We start from the raw sequence: 13443 nt of genomic DNA, 5'->3' as shown, positions 1-13443 counted from the left end.
CTGCCGAGGCCGTCAACTGTCGGCGGCAACCGTGCCTGCCGGAACTCCGTTGACAGGGGGACCCATACCCGCTTTCAGGTGCGCCGCTTTGCCAGGCGCATCAGATGCTCGGCCACCTCCAACGACTTGGGGTTCGAGCCCGCCATCGAGCCCGAGGTGAGCCAGCGGCCGTCGACGCCTATCGACGGCGTTCCCTGGAAGCGGTAACCGTTGGCCAGGGTGGTGGCCTGCGTCACCTTGGAAGCAACCGAGAAAGAGTTCACCGTGCTGACCAGACGGCCGGCATCGACGCCGTTCCTGGTTGCAAAATCCGCAACGTGCTCGACCGTGTCGATGCGCCTGCGCTCCTCGTGCAGGGTGGTGAACACTTTGCGATGCAGTTGCTCCACGAGCCCCAAAGATTCGATCGCGAAGTACAGCCTCTGGTGCAACACCATGGGGCCTGCTCGAAAGGCGACGGGAATGCGCCTGAATCGCACGTCGCTGGGCAGCTTCTTCTGCCAGGCATCGATGGTCGGCTCGAACGCATGACAGTGCTCGCAGCCGTACGCGAAGAACTCCAGAACCTCGACTTGGTTGGGGTCCAGTGTGGGCTGGCGGGGCGACACGGCCACGTAGTGCTTGCCTTCCACAGGCCACGGTTCGGCTAGAACAGATACCGAGGCGCCGGCAAGGGATACGGAGGCGATCTTGGAGAAGCTGCGACGGTTCATCTCAACAACAGGCTATCGACGGGCTGCGAATGCTCAGGCATGAAGTCCGTTCAGAGTCAAGCCCCTACTCGGCTGGCAAAGCGCCTCGGGCACGCGCAGCAGCGCGGTGGATGCCGGCAGTGCTGAATCCATCGAAGCAAGGGTCCACGGCGGCAACTTGCAAGGCGGGGCGGTCAAGCCGGACCCGTTCCGGCATCCGGTGCACTTTCCGATCAGGCTGCATGAAGCGCCATGTCGACCGAGCCTGGCGCCCGTCGCAGCGCGTTAAGTCTCACGCGCAAGCGTCGTGGCAGGCGTGCCGTTCACCGTCACCGCCGGCAAAGCCTTGTTGCCCATGGTCCCGCCTCAATGTGCACCTGGCACGTGCCGCCGCTTCGCCCGCGTGGCCGGTACGGCGGGCGCGCCGTCCAGGCGACTGAGGATGCCGCACTCCGCCAGCGCTCGTGCTCCCGCGCAGCGCGCGCGCAGCGCCTTCAGGTCCCTTTCGAGCTGCCGGAGTTCGCGGATGCGGTGCACCACGTGGCCGATGTGCTCGTCCAGCAGCGCGTTGACCTCGCCGCAATCCTTTGCTGGCGCATCCCGCAACATGATGAGGGCCCGGATCTCGTCGAGCGTCATGTCCAGGTTCCGGCACTGCCGAATGAAGGCAAGCCGCTCGGCGTGCTCCGGCAGGTACATGCGGTAGTTGTTGTCCGCCCGCGCCGGCGGTGGCAGAAGACCTTCGCGCTCGTAGAAGCGAATCGTCTCGACGGGGGTTCCGGTGGCTTCGGCCAAGGCTCCGATCTTCATGGCACTCTGACGGGTTGCGGTTGGGAAAGTGCCCAATACTTTACATCCGCTACAGGCTTTACCCATTCGCAGGGGTCATCGAGATGTTGTGGCAACAGCACTTATGTCTGGGCCATCACAGCGTAGGGACGGGTGCGCAAACTCGATCCGGGCCTGGACGGGCGGTCGTAGAGCCTAACCGGGAGCGGCGCTGCGCCGCAGATAGGTGCGGCCGGTGTCGCGCGGGTAGACGCCTTCCAAACGACTCGATGCTGACGGGACGCCGAGCGGGCCACGCTGGTGCCCGCTCCGCGGGGAGATCGCGGCACGCGGGGTGGAGCTCCGCCATCGGCCGCCTGCATCAGCGCCTTGATTCTGCGCAAGCCCTGAAGCGGCCGCCGCGTGCACCATGACCCACGGTGTCGGTACGGCACGCCACTCAGGAGCCAAGACATGACAAAGACCTTTATCGCGCTGGCTGTCGCGCTGGCCGTCCCGTTCTCAATGCCCGTCGCCGCCCAGCAGGGCCCTGCGGCCGACAAGGCCGCAGCGTCGAAGGTGGCCGCCCCGAACACCGCCGAGTTCGACAAGCAGCTGGCGCAGGTGCAGGAGCACATGAAGCTGATGCAGGCCCAGATGGAACGGATGCGCGCGACGCAGGATCCCCAGGAGCGACAGAAGCTGCTGCAGGAGCACTGGACGAGCATGCAGTCGGCGATGACGGCGATGCACGGCATGTGGGGACCCGGCGGCGGCATGGGCTGCTGCATGGGCGGCCCGGGCATGATGATGGGCGGCCCGATGATGGGCTGGGGCCACATGCGCGGCTACTACTCGAACCTCACGCCCGAGCAGCTCAAGCAGCGCCAGTACATGATGGACCAGTACCTGCCGATGCAGCAGATGATGATGAACCACATGATGTGGCATCAGCAGTGGATGAACCCGACGCCGGCGCCAACCAAGTGAGGGCAGGCATGGACGCCAAGTACGGCTTCGGCAAGACCGTCGGGCTGTCGTTCGCGGACGCGCTGGCTCGTGTCACGCTGGCGCTGCAGGCAGAGGGCTTCGGCGTGCTCACCGAGATCGATGTACAGGCGACGCTGAAGAAGAAGCTCGGTGCGGACATGCCGCCCTACCGGATCCTCGGGGCGTGCAACCCGGCGCTGGCCCACCGCGCGCTGACGGCAGAGCCCTCGATCGGGGTGTTGCTGCCATGCAATGTGGTGGTGCGCGAAGACCCGTCCGGAAGCGTCCGAGTCGAGTTCATGGATCCCAGCGCCGTGCTCGACCTGGTAGATCGGCCAGAGATCGCGCAGCTTGCCGGCGAAGTGCGACAGCGCCTTGAGCGGGTGATGGCGGCGCTGTAGAAAGGCTGTCAGACGCACGCCCGAGTCATCGGATCGGCACGGCCGCCACCGGTCGTCAGATCCCAGCCGGCTGCGACCTCCGGGCGGTGATGGCGTCGACGGCGAAGCCGACCTTCCTTCTTTCGAAGCCGCTCGATCCTGATGTTGCCATCGCAGAACGCCCTGAGTGCCAGCAGGTACCGCTGCGCCCACTGTGATGAGGGCGTTTCGAGCAACCGCTCAAGACGGTGTGCCCGGATGTGGGCCTGGTAGGCCAGTACCTCGGCATGTTCACGGAGCTTGTAGCGCAGCACGGCACGGCGGGTTCTCAGCGCAGGGTGGTGCAGCCACTGCTTCCCGTCCGTTCCATCCACGACCAGCTTGCGCAGACCGTCGAGCGTCAGGCGTCCGCCCATCGAACCGAGGTCGATCTCGAGTGTCGGCAGATCGATTTGCCGGATCTTCCGCAGCTTCTCCTCATCCACCTTGTGCGTGACCGCCACTTCGATCAGCACCGCCTCCGACCAGTGCGCCGGGAACTCATCGTGCTGCTCGTCCTCGTCCTCGTCGTCGCCCCGTTGAACCCGGGTGGCCATGCCGCCGAGGATGCGCGGTCGAGGCTCCGCCAGACGCCCGACAACATCCGGAACGATGTGGCCGAGGCGCCGTTCCAGCTCCACCGCCTCGAAGCTCAGTTCGGCGGGCGCGCTCCACCACAGGATCTCGACGCGATGGTCGTCCCAGCCGTCGCCGTAGCCATCAGGTGCGTCACGCTGCATGGCGACATGCAGGCCCGGTGCTCGGATGCGCCTCGCGTCTTCGAGGATCGACTTGACGGTTCGGTGCAGCAAGGTCTCGCGACGCATCGTCGCGGTCGCCTCCGGGTCCGTGCCCGGCGGCAGTTGCGCCTGGAACCCCGCCTCGTCCTCGTCGGTCCATGCGTCAAGCGCCTGGCGCGCTTGGTCCGCGGCCCGGCTCCGCGCCTGCGACGTCAACTCGCGATCACGCCAGTGGGAGCACCAACTCGCGGGAGGCAGCAGCCGAAGTCGCGCACGCAGCTCGTCCACGTCCAACTCCGCCAGCGCCGGGTCCGAAAGATTGATCGTGATGACCGCGCGGCCCGCCTCGCCTTCGACGCGCTCGCCGGTCAGGTCCACCAGGATGGTCCTGCCATCGTCCAGCGTCAGCTCCGCCGCGGCCGGATCGACCATCCGAACATCGCTGATCCGAACACGCTGCGCCGGCTCCTCCCCCCATCCCTCGTAACCTTCACCGCTGAAACCCGTCGAGACGGCGGTCACCCGCCGTCGCGGCAGGTCGATGTAGCCCAGCGACACCAGGCGGTGCGAGGCGGCAAGACGCGCTGCGACGACAACGCACGCGGTGCGCGGCGTGCCGGCCACGTGGCGGAAATGCGCCGTCGGTCGAACGCGCTGCGGCTGACCCGCCAGGACCGTCCACAACTTGCTGCCACAGCCGGGACATACAGCACTCGCGGCTGCCGAGACGATGTCCGGGTCGTGGATGTACCGGGGAGCACCCGTCGCCGCGTCGCTGGCCCACTTGAGCGGCACGGGTCCGGGGGTCGCCGGGATCTGGCGATCTGAGTTCCCGGCACGGACGGTCCACTCTGCCTTCGCCACGGTGCGCGCCTCAGCGAGGATGGGTGTCGCCGGTCCCCTGCGGATCCGCGACCACGACGGAGATCGGCCCGACACCGCCCGCGTGCAGCAGGCGTTCCCACTCGGCCAGGGTCAGATCGAGCTCGCGTCCCCCGAGGCGCACGCGAAACACCAGCGATCGCCGCTCGACGTGGTGAACGCCAGCAGGAATGCGCAGCGGCACCCCTGCCGCGGTGGTGGCTTCGCAGTCATTGAAGGCATAGCGTTCGACGGTCATGGATAGCGCGGAACCGGTCTGCTGGAGAATTTGATCCGCCCACTATACGAACCGTCAGCCGGCCCGCACGCCCTGCAACCGTGCGGCGCCGTATTCCCGGCCACCGTCGTGGAGGACTCGGAATCGATTGCCCGCCCAAGCGTCGGCCGAGCCGGTCGCTTGGGCGGGCATTGCCGCGATGAGACCTCGGGTCCGTTGCCGACCGAGGGACCCCGTCCGATACTGATGTGGCTTCCTGCGGACATCGCGTCTGCTCAGCCTTCATCGGTGGCTTTGGTCGCCCTGAAGTCCAGCCCAGCTGGCGTCGCAGTCGTTACCTGCCTTGTGGCCCGTCCGGCACATCCGTGTGCCGGGCCGATTCAGATCCATCCGGATCCGAAACCAGGAGCCGGCCATGACCCTGTGTCGTGGCCCCTCCTCGCATGCGCCGACCACGACCTCTGCGTCGTGACGCGCCCTGCGTTCACCAGCCCGGCCTGATCTCGATCAGAAGCCTGGCCTGACGCACGCATCTGCCCTGGCCCCGTCCTCTCGGACGCGGACCTCTGCAGCTCGCGCACGCACCGGTGCGCGACGAAGCGCCTTGCCTTCCCGGCAAGGCATCCCAGACGGGGAACCCCAGTTCCCCGCCAGGGATGGGCGTTCCCCTTCACCCCTGAAGGAGAACCCCCATGAGTCCCGTTCCCTGGAACCGCGCTGTCGCGCCGGTGTGTGCACTGCTGGGTGGTACCGGGCTTGCCCGTGTGCCCGCCCGGCGGCCTGTCACCCTGCCGGCGCTGCTCCGGTCCCGGCCCTGCACGCCCCACGCGTCCATGCGCATGGTGTGCGAGACCGCGGACCCTCTGGCGTCCGAGCGCTGCACGACGGTGTGCTGACCATGACGGTCGACACCTACCGCAGGCGCATCGCCTCGACGGCCATCGTGCTGGCCCGGGAGGATCCCCTCCTGGTCAAGGAAGTCATCGCCCGGCTCCGCGCCTCGGGCGAGATCGCGGCCGACGACCTGGTCTACCTGGACCGGATCGCCGACCGCTGGATCGGCATTGCCGAGGGCCTGCGCCGAGGCGCCGCTCGCGTGCTCACGACCTGATGGTCGCGGGCATCGAGTCGTCCGTCACGGCACCGCCGGCGGCTCGACCTCGTGCCGATCGAGTCCTCGGGTCTCGGGGATGGTGAACCGACCGCCAGCGATGGCATCGGGACGCCATCACCCGACACCCCGTTTCCCTCGGCTTTCAGCCGTCCTCGCCATCCACCCTCCGGGAGTCACCGTCTCCCGTCGGGGCCGGGGTTCCCTCGCATTCTTGGAGAACCCCATGAGTCATGCTTTCCCAGACAGATCCTTCCAGAGCCCGTCACCGCGCCGCAGCACCATCGACATCGAGGAGCAGCGCGCCTGGGTCGGCTTCTACAGACGCGTCGGCCGTGACGTCGCCCTCGCCGCCGAGGTGATGGCGCAGCTCGACGGCGACGCCGACATGAAGCGCCGCCACCTGGCGCTGTACCTGTCCTGCAAGCAGTCGCTGCGCGTCCACAAGGCGCGCCAGGCCCGCGACAAGCGCATCGGGCAATGGCTGCGCCTGCTGGTCCAGTGGACGCTGCAGCGACCCGCAGCCTTCGTCGGCGGAATCACGCAGAAGGCGTACCACCGCACTGCGGACGTCCTCGACGAGGCCATTGCCGCCGCACCGCCGGCCTCGCCGGCAACATCGAAGCGGGGCGCGCGCCCAGCCGCGGCCCGTGACGCCGACAGCAGGCCCGAACCGGCCGCCGCGCAGGTTCGTCAGCTGCTGGGCGATGCCGAGTTCGCCGACGCGCACGCCCGCTTCCAGCACCAGGCCGGCATGTCCCCGGCGTCGCCGGTCAGTGGCTCCGAAGGCCGCTCCGAGCGTGCCCCGGAACCTCCCGTCGACGGCCCCGCACCCGCCGTGCAGATCAGCCGGCGCTGATCCGAAAACCGAACCCCGGCGCAGCCCCATCGGCTGCACCGGGTTCGATCGCTGACGTGACTCGGCCAAGGACTGACGTCCAGCGGCCTGGGCTCACCGGCACCCCATCCAACCGCCCGCGGGCCCGTCCCGCCAGGGCCGGTGTCCGCCCTCCCAACTTCGAGAGTTCCCCATGCGAGACATCACCCTGAATCCCGAGCAACGCCTGTATGTGATCGCCACCGAAGGTGGCGTGACCTGCTTCGGCTTCGACAACGCCCGCGATCATGCACGGCAGATCGCACAGCGGCTCGATCGTCCCGACCTGATGCCGACCGCCGATGACGCGGGGAGCCTCACCGGCTACGAAAAGTACCTCGCTGCCGTGCGTGCCTGGGGCGAATCCGCCCAGGGTCACAGCACCTACTTCGACCCCGGCACGGACCCTCGCCTGGCGAGGGTGCTGGAGACCTGCCGCCGGGACGGCCGCAAGGTGCGGCTGGTGCTGGGCGACACCGGCACCGGCGCGAGCTGGCTCGACGAGTTCGACGTGGTCGGCACGGTCGGCCGCTCGACCGGCCTGCTGAAGGTGCCCCTGCTCGTCGAGCCGGGCGAGGCGGCCGGTACAGCCATCCTCTGTGCGCATGTGCTGGCACTGATGGCCTGGGACACCGGCCTGCCCCTGTACCGCCACCCGCGCTGGCAGCCGCCGGAACTGCGCATCCGCGCCAGTGATGACGATGTCCGTCCCTGGGCCGTCGTGCTGCACGAGCAGCCCGTGGCGACCTTCGACGACATCGGCAAGGCCGGTGCGTACCTCGCGTTCATGCGCGGGGCAAGCGTCGAGCCGCGCGTGTTCCGCTGAGCCGTCCGGTCGAACGTTCGAGACCCTTCAGTCGGCGCGATCCAGATCCACTCCAGGCCGTCACCCAGCACGCCCCCGGTCCAGCACCGGGGGCGTTCCTGTTTCCGCAACTGCGAACGGGGCGACGGGCGCTCAGCGTCCGGTCAGGGACTGCACCTCACGCTCGATCAGCCAGTGCAGGAAGCGGGTGTCATCGGAGTGGCCCCAGTAATGGGCCTTGCACCGGCGGACGTAGGCCTGCAGGTCCGCGACGCTGCGGATGGACCCCGGCTCGATGGCGGTGATGCGGGCCAGCCGCGTCCGTTCGGGTCGGGTCAGTCGAAGCTGGTTTCCGGTGCGCAGCATGTCGGGTCGGCCTTGTCGGGAAGCCGCGCATCTTCGCGTGCCCGCGCAGGTCTGTGCACATCCACTGCGGCCCGCGACGAAGAAATTTCTGCAGTGACAGCGTAGTGCCTCTGCGGTGTCACTTTTGCAGTCTGCCCGCCAAGACATCCGCGCAGGCCGTGGCCCAGCCACAACGGCGCGGCCACGCGCAGTGCGGTCACGCGAACCGTGCCACCTCCCCGCGTACCGATGCCCGACCAAGGCACGGACCCTGGCGCCCTTTGCGCGGGCAAGCGCGGCAAAGGCTCTGTCGCTGGCACCACCCCGGTTGAATCCACGGCGCCGATGGCGCAGACTTGCCGGGCTCACACCCACTCCCGACAGGAGTGTTTCCGATGCCGACCGAACCGGCGGCAGCGGCGTCGCAGTCGTTACCTGCCTCGGATGATCATCTGAGCCACCGTGCCGGCCACGTTCCGTCGTGTGTCTGCACATCCTTCCCTTGCGGGGACACCAGTCCCCACCGGGAACGGCGTTCCCGTCTCCCTTTTCGCCACGAGAGGAGAACGCCATGAACTTCCACCCTTTCCAGGGTCTTCAAAATCTGCCGGACCTGCCCGATGCCGCCCATGCGTCTCGGGAGGACCTGGTGGCAGAGATGCTGGGCCTGCAGGCCCACCCATTGCCAGGCCCGACGCCGGCTGCGCTGCGCGTCAGCGACCGGGAGACGCCCCACGAGGACCCGGCCACGCAGCAGCTCCTGACGCGCCGACTCGGTGTCGCCCGCGAGCTGCTGATGCGCGAGCTGCGTGACCAGATGGCGCAGGGGCCGGTGATGTCGTCGCCCCAGGTCCTTCGGGACTGGCTGCGCCTGCGCTGCGCAGGCCTGCAGCACGAGGTCTTCCTCGCGCTCTACCTGGATGCCAACCACCGGCTGATCGCCCACGAGGAGGTGTTCCGCGGCACGCTCACCCAGACCTCGGTGTACCCGCGGGAACTGGTCAAGAGCGCCCTGGCCCGCAACGCCGCCGCGATCGCGGTGGCCCACAACCACCCGAGCGGCCAGGCCGAGCCGAGCCGCGCGGACGAGTTCCTGACGCAGACGCTGAAGTCGGCGCTGGCGCTGGTGGACATCCGCCTGATCGACCACTTCGTCGTCGCCGGCGACCAGTGCGTCAGCTTCGCGGAGCGCGGACTGCTTTGACGCCATGCGCGGCCGTCACGCTCTGCACGACCCAGCCGCGAGAAGGGCGCCGCCGAGGCGGTGCCCCTCCCGCCGATCCCACCCCAACCAAGGATGCCCATGTCGGAGAGAAGACCCCCGACCTGCCCCTGCTGTGCCGGCCACGGCGTGCCTCTGGGCGCGCTCGGTCGCCTGCACTGGTTCCGCTGCCGCGACTGCGGCATGACGTTCGCCCGCGCCGGACGTTCGAAGCGCACGCCCCGTACGCTCTCGACCAGAAAGCCAGCGGCTGAATCCCCCACATCTCCCAGTTCATCCCGAGGAGGAAGCCACGATGCACACCCTGCCCGCCACCGGCCTGCGACAGCAGGCCGAGATGCTGGCCAGCCTGTCCCTGAAGCATCTGAGTTCGGCAACGCGCAACAAGCTCGCCGATGACGACCTGTCCGTGAACGCCTACCCGACCGACTGCGGCGGGTTCGTCTATGTCGGGGCACCGAAGTACCGCGTGCCCTCGGAGCCCGATCTGGCCATGCTGTTCGAGGTGGCCGAGTCCGCCGGCGTGGCCTGGCTGATGTTCGACCGCGAGGCGGCCGTCATCGACGGGCTGCCCGTATTCGACAGCGCGGAGCCCGGACCATGAGCCAGCACCTCGCGACGGCGACGCTCGACGGACGGCCCGTCGAAATCGTCGCCGGCTTCGATCGACGCCTGGGGGACTACTTTCTCCAGGTCCTCGACGAGCGCAGCGACATGCTCTACACCAGCCTGCAGGAGCCCCTGCTGGACTGGACGGACATCGCGACCTTGCGCGCCAAGGTCGCCGAGCTCGGCCTTCGACTTCCCGCGCAGCTGGTCGACGAGGTCGAGGGCGATGGCCGCCGGCACGCGGGCAACCGCATCGTCCGTCACCTGGCAGACGGGCCGCCGGTCACGCTGCTGGCGGGCTGACCCTGCCCACTGATCGACCCCGGCGCCGCGCGCCCATTCCGGCAGGGATGGGGCCGGCGCCCTTTCTCTTTCTGCCAAACCAGATCACGACTGCACCGCTCGTTCGCGTTGACGCTGGCGGAGGCGCTTCACGTACGGCGCATCAACCGCCTCGTCCGGCCCCAGGCCCAGAGCGCAGCTCAGCAAGCTGGCGACGCAGCGATCACTGAGTTCGAAGGAACGCGGCAGGAACCCGAAGTTCCGACTGCTCTGCTCGTCGATAGCGACGAAGAACGCCCTGAACGTGTCCGCCAGGCTCGCACGCGGCCCTTCGGTACCGGCGGCGGTGAGCGCATCGTGCGGAAGAGGGGCCGCTCGCGCGGCATCATCGGCAATGGCCTGGACCACCGCGCTCAACGGCGGCCAGTACTTGAGATCGAACTGTCCTGTCAGGGCTTCGAGTCTCGCCTTCACCCACTGTTCGTAGCTGTAGTTCCGTGCGGCCGCAGCGTGAATCGCGTCCACCGGGTGGTAGAGCGTGTCACAAGAGAACCCGGAATGGTTCTTCAACTCGGTGCGCTCGTCCAGCAGCTCGGCCAGGTGAGCCGCAACACTTCCGATCTCCTGGTTGACCTCGACCAGCCTGGCCCTTCCTCTGCGAGCCTCCTGATTCGACTCAGGACTCCAGAACGCCGCCGTGCTTTGCACCAGATCGAAGAAGACCTTCAGGGCCTGCGGATGCTGGTCGAGCTTGCCATGGATCTCGGCATAGGCGTCCTCCAGCTCGAGGCCTCGTTCAAGCAGTCGGTCGATCACCCTGACTTCGCTGGGCAGGATCGACTTCTCTGTCTTGTCGGCACGGTCGGCCTTCAACAGCTGCTCGCAGGCGTGGCGGGCCTGCTTGGGTGTGATCGGATGCGTCGTCATCGTGAATCCTCGTTCGGTGTCCGAAAGAGTACTCGTGGTGCCGCGAGCCGTCGGTACCTGAAGCCGTGAGTTGCGCTGGCGCTTCAGGTACCCGGCCGTGTTCACCAGAGATGCCGAAACCGCGCCATTCCGCCCGCGTACGTTGCTCTACTCGACCGTCGAGGTTGAGTGCAACGCCGCCATCGCGTCCAGATCGATCACCGCATCCGCCATCGCTGTCAGCTCCGGCGTCTGCGACACGAAGTACTCCCGCGCGTAGCCACCCAGTTCCAGCACCCGCCGCTTCATCGCCATGAACATGCGCTTGCGATCAGGGTCCAGCGGCCCGTCGGTCTCGTCGGAGAACAGGGTGTCGTAGCGCCGGCCGGTGTTCTGCGCCAGGTACAGCGCCACGGCCCGCACAAGGCACTCGTTGATCCAGACCCTTTCGCCGCCGCTCATCGCCGTGACGCTCTTGTCCTCGCTCGACTCTGCGTCGTAGACGCGGATGTCGAAGCCCTCGCGCTGCTCGCCCTTGGCCGTCTCCTGCAAGGTCTCGATGGCCACCGTGAAGCGCGGGCCATAGCAGGCCAGCAGCAGGTCGTTCACCAGTCCGGACAAGGTCGGCCCCGCATCGTCGATGGCCAGCGCGATCAGGCCATCGTTGCCCATGCAGCGGGCGAACAGCAGCCAGTTGGCGAGTTCCTGCTCCACCCGTGCCGTGCGAGCCGCGGCTGCGTCGCGCCGCCGGCCGTGCTCCTTCAACTGGTCCGACAGGGCGGCAAGCGCCTGCGCGTCGCGGACAGCGGCCAGATGCGAGCGCTCCGCCTCGTCCAGGACACCTTGCCAGCGCTCCACCTGGGCTCGGGCTTGTGCGAGCCGCGCGGCGTCCAGCGGCGACGGCAGTGCGTCGATCGCCGTCTGGAGTCGCTGGATGGCCGTCTGGGTCTGAGCGTCCAGCAGCGAGACACGCTCGGCAACGCGCATCCGGCTGGCGATGATCTGCTGGCGCTCGGCCGCTTCGGAGTCGGAGTCGATCGCGATGCACGACTTGGCCGACACGTCAGTCGCTGGGGCTGGCGGCAGCAAGGCCAGTTCGTCCTCCGCTTCGACAAGACCCGCGCGCGCCTGGCGCATCTCCGGCCCTCGCGCGGCCCAGGCAGCATAGGCCGTCTGACGGGCCAGGGCTCGCCTCGACTGGCACTCGGCCCGGCTCAGGCCCTGCGGTGCGTCGACGTTGAGGCCCACCGCCTCTTGCAGGGCTTGCAGTTCAAGCCGAAGACTGTCCCGCTCCGCAGCGAGTTGACGGATGCGCTGCTGGGCGCTCGGCGCCAGCGCGGCCGCTTCGCGCGCGTCCGACAGCAGGGAGCATTGCCCCTGCATGGTCATGCCGCTGCAGGGCACCCGGTCGCTCAGGGCCAGGCGGCGACTCAGGTCCTCCGCTTGGAGCGCGGCCTGCCCCGCCTCGCGCTCGAGCGATGCCAGCCGCTGCCCGAGCCCTGCGACGGCATCGCGACGACGCGCAAGGTCCTGGACGGCATCCCGAAGCGCGAGCACTCGGTCCTCGCGGCGACGCACCACCTCTGTAGCGAGCGGCAGACGGCGGCTGGCTCGAGCCACCGCGCCCTCGTCCGCCAGCACCCGCTGCAGGGACCGGATGCGGACCTCCAGTCGTTCGCGCTGCGCCCTGGCCTGCGCGACACGCTGCGCCACACGGCTGTCGAGCCGTGCGAGCCGATCCGCTGCCTCCCGATCCTGCGCGCGCAGGTCCTGCAGGGTGCGATCACGTTCGGCACGGGCGCCCGCCAGTTCCTCCACCAACTGCGCTCGCCGGCTCTCGGCAGCCTTGGCCTGCTCCTGCAGGGCCATCAACGACGCCTCTTGCGTTCGCGCAGCTTCCCGTTGTTCATGGGCCGCCTGCCGGCTGGCTTGCGCCGCCTTGACCCTCTCATCCGCGCCCTGCCATCGACGGGCGTCATCCTCCAACCGCTGGCGCTCGGCATCGAACGTGGTCGCTTCAGCGCGCAACGCCGCCAGCGCCGCCTTCAACTGCCGCGCCGTCTCGCCCGCCTTCTGACCGAGCGCTCGGATGTCCTCCTGCCCCAGTAGATCGGCCAGCAGGGCCTTGATCTCGCCATTGCGGTAGGTGCTGAGTTGCCGCTTCCCCTGTGCCGAGAAGACCGACGTGAAGAAGGTGTCCGCCGGCCCGCAGATGGCCTCGACGCATCGCGCATAGGTCTCGACCTTGCCATCGGAGACGGTGCCGTCGGGCAGCGCGGCGGGAGACCACGTGCTGGCGTCATCCAGCATCAGCAGATAGGCCTCGGTCCTGCGGCGGCTCGCGGTGCGGCCGTTCATGCGGATGACCACCTGCGAGCGGTAGCAGCGCCCGGCGTGCGCCCAGTGCAGGTCCTTCTCGTTCTCGGCCAGACAGACCTGGTCGTAGTACGAGAAGCCGCCCGGCCCGGCCTGCGCCGCCCGCGACGGCATGGTCAGGTAGGGATGTTAGGTTGCATTCGCGAGTGTCAACAGAGTTGGCTCGCTCGACGCCACGACCTACAGTTGTTCATGCCCGAGG

Annotated in this window: 15 protein-coding genes; 8 read left to right on the top strand and 7 right to left on the bottom strand. The window is 68.3% G+C overall.

The genetic code is table 11. From position 1 onward, the window contains the following. Positions 1 to 74: 74 nt before the first annotated feature. Positions 75 to 713, bottom strand: coding sequence for a thiol:disulfide interchange protein DsbA/DsbL (locus HQN59_RS19245; protein WP_176070757.1), 639 nt, complete (start codon positions 711 to 713; stop codon positions 75 to 77). A gap of 345 nt (positions 714 to 1058) precedes the next feature. Next, positions 1059 to 1502, bottom strand: coding sequence for a Cd(II)/Pb(II)-responsive transcriptional regulator (gene cadR / locus HQN59_RS19240; RefSeq protein ID WP_176070756.1), 444 nt, complete (start codon positions 1500 to 1502; stop codon positions 1059 to 1061). Positions 1503 to 1934: 432 nt separating this feature from the next. On the opposite strand from cadR, the gene HQN59_RS19235 reads away from it, so the two are divergent. Both HQN59_RS19235 and HQN59_RS19230 read left to right on the top strand, forming a co-directional pair. Further along, positions 1935 to 2450 (top strand): hypothetical protein, encoded by a 516-nt coding sequence (locus HQN59_RS19235; RefSeq protein WP_176070755.1) that lies wholly within the window; start codon positions 1935 to 1937, stop codon positions 2448 to 2450. A gap of 8 nt (positions 2451 to 2458) precedes the next feature. Further along, positions 2459 to 2851, top strand: a complete 393-nt coding sequence (locus tag HQN59_RS19230) for a DUF302 domain-containing protein (protein WP_176070754.1) — start codon at positions 2459 to 2461, stop codon at positions 2849 to 2851. Between the two features lie 8 nt (positions 2852 to 2859). Here the strand turns inward: HQN59_RS19230 and HQN59_RS19225 are convergent, their stop codons facing one another. Both HQN59_RS19225 and HQN59_RS19220 read right to left on the bottom strand, forming a co-directional pair. Further along, complete coding sequence (locus HQN59_RS19225) at positions 2860 to 4404, bottom strand: hypothetical protein (protein WP_176070753.1); 1545 nt, start codon at positions 4402 to 4404, stop codon at positions 2860 to 2862. A 79-nt stretch (positions 4405 to 4483) separates the two neighbouring features. Further along, a complete protein-coding gene (locus HQN59_RS19220) occupies positions 4484 to 4729 on the bottom strand; it encodes a hypothetical protein (protein WP_176070752.1) in 246 nt (81 codons plus the stop codon). A gap of 877 nt (positions 4730 to 5606) precedes the next feature. Here HQN59_RS19220 and HQN59_RS19215 point away from each other — a divergent pair. The 3 genes from HQN59_RS19215 to HQN59_RS19205 all read left to right on the top strand — a co-directional run bounded on the left by HQN59_RS19215 (position 5607) and on the right by HQN59_RS19205 (position 7522). Continuing rightward, entirely contained in the window at positions 5607 to 5819 is a 213-nt protein-coding gene (locus HQN59_RS19215; RefSeq protein WP_054018420.1) for a hypothetical protein, read from the top strand. Between the two features lie 226 nt (positions 5820 to 6045). Further along, positions 6046 to 6678 carry a hypothetical protein gene (locus HQN59_RS19210; protein ID WP_104301983.1) on the top strand — a complete coding sequence of 211 codons (633 nt, stop codon included), beginning with the start codon at positions 6046 to 6048 and terminating at the stop codon, positions 6676 to 6678. Between the two features lie 172 nt (positions 6679 to 6850). Beyond that, positions 6851 to 7522, top strand: coding sequence for a hypothetical protein (locus HQN59_RS19205; RefSeq protein WP_104301982.1), 672 nt, complete (start codon positions 6851 to 6853; stop codon positions 7520 to 7522). A gap of 132 nt (positions 7523 to 7654) precedes the next feature. Here HQN59_RS19205 and HQN59_RS19200 read toward each other — a convergent pair whose 3' ends face one another. Then, positions 7655 to 7867 (bottom strand): hypothetical protein, encoded by a 213-nt coding sequence (locus HQN59_RS19200; RefSeq protein ID WP_104301981.1) that lies wholly within the window; start codon positions 7865 to 7867, stop codon positions 7655 to 7657. A gap of 637 nt (positions 7868 to 8504) precedes the next feature. On the opposite strand from HQN59_RS19200, the gene radC reads away from it, so the two are divergent. From radC to HQN59_RS19185, 3 genes are all read left to right on the top strand, one after another. Next, positions 8505 to 9050 carry a RadC family protein gene (gene radC / locus HQN59_RS19195; protein WP_104302023.1) on the top strand — a complete coding sequence of 182 codons (546 nt, stop codon included), beginning with the start codon at positions 8505 to 8507 and terminating at the stop codon, positions 9048 to 9050. 313 nt (positions 9051 to 9363) lie between these two features. Further along, the gene (locus HQN59_RS19190; RefSeq protein WP_104301980.1) at positions 9364 to 9672 is read left to right on the top strand and encodes a DUF5983 family protein; all 309 of its coding nucleotides are present in this window, start codon (positions 9364 to 9366) and stop codon (positions 9670 to 9672) included. Next, complete coding sequence (locus tag HQN59_RS19185; RefSeq protein ID WP_176070751.1) at positions 9669 to 9980, top strand: hypothetical protein; 312 nt, start codon at positions 9669 to 9671, stop codon at positions 9978 to 9980. Before HQN59_RS19190 ends, HQN59_RS19185 begins: the two co-directional genes overlap by 4 nt. An 84-nt stretch (positions 9981 to 10064) precedes the next feature. Here HQN59_RS19185 and HQN59_RS19180 read toward each other — a convergent pair whose 3' ends face one another. Further along, positions 10065 to 10886: a hypothetical protein gene (locus tag HQN59_RS19180; RefSeq protein WP_176070750.1), complete on the bottom strand. Its 822-nt coding sequence runs from the start codon at positions 10884 to 10886 to the stop codon at positions 10065 to 10067. Positions 10887 to 11033: 147 nt separating this feature from the next. Further along, positions 11034 to 13355 (bottom strand): coiled-coil domain-containing protein, encoded by a 2322-nt coding sequence (locus tag HQN59_RS19175; protein ID WP_176070749.1) that lies wholly within the window; start codon positions 13353 to 13355, stop codon positions 11034 to 11036. Between the last annotated feature and the right edge of the window lie 88 nt (positions 13356 to 13443).

The organism is Rhizobacter koreensis, assembly GCF_013366375.1.
Lineage (GTDB): Bacteria > Pseudomonadota > Gammaproteobacteria > Burkholderiales > Burkholderiaceae_C > Schlegelella_A > Schlegelella_A koreensis.
This window is presented reverse-complemented; position numbering and strand designations above follow the sequence as displayed.

Coding starts and splice junctions, on each gene's coding strand:
- HQN59_RS19180 (WP_176070750.1), bottom strand. CDS start 10,886: ATGACGACGCATCCGATCACACCCAAGCAGGCCCGCCACGCCTGCGAG.
- HQN59_RS19185 (WP_176070751.1), top strand. CDS start 9,669: ATGAGCCAGCACCTCGCGACGGCGACGCTCGACGGACGGCCCGTCGAA.
- HQN59_RS19205 (WP_104301982.1), top strand. CDS start 6,851: ATGCGAGACATCACCCTGAATCCCGAGCAACGCCTGTATGTGATCGCC.
- HQN59_RS19210 (WP_104301983.1), top strand. CDS start 6,046: ATGAGTCATGCTTTCCCAGACAGATCCTTCCAGAGCCCGTCACCGCGC.
- HQN59_RS19190 (WP_104301980.1), top strand. CDS start 9,364: ATGCACACCCTGCCCGCCACCGGCCTGCGACAGCAGGCCGAGATGCTG.
- HQN59_RS19220 (WP_176070752.1), bottom strand. CDS start 4,729: ATGACCGTCGAACGCTATGCCTTCAATGACTGCGAAGCCACCACCGCG.
- HQN59_RS19245 (WP_176070757.1), bottom strand. CDS start 713: ATGAACCGTCGCAGCTTCTCCAAGATCGCCTCCGTATCCCTTGCCGGC.
- HQN59_RS19200 (WP_104301981.1), bottom strand. CDS start 7,867: ATGCTGCGCACCGGAAACCAGCTTCGACTGACCCGACCCGAACGGACG.
- radC (WP_104302023.1), top strand. CDS start 8,505: ATGCTGGGCCTGCAGGCCCACCCATTGCCAGGCCCGACGCCGGCTGCG.
- cadR (WP_176070756.1), bottom strand. CDS start 1,502: ATGAAGATCGGAGCCTTGGCCGAAGCCACCGGAACCCCCGTCGAGACG.
- HQN59_RS19235 (WP_176070755.1), top strand. CDS start 1,935: ATGACAAAGACCTTTATCGCGCTGGCTGTCGCGCTGGCCGTCCCGTTC.
- HQN59_RS19175 (WP_176070749.1), bottom strand. CDS start 13,355: ATGCCGTCGCGGGCGGCGCAGGCCGGGCCGGGCGGCTTCTCGTACTAC.
- HQN59_RS19215 (WP_054018420.1), top strand. CDS start 5,607: ATGACGGTCGACACCTACCGCAGGCGCATCGCCTCGACGGCCATCGTG.
- HQN59_RS19230 (WP_176070754.1), top strand. CDS start 2,459: ATGGACGCCAAGTACGGCTTCGGCAAGACCGTCGGGCTGTCGTTCGCG.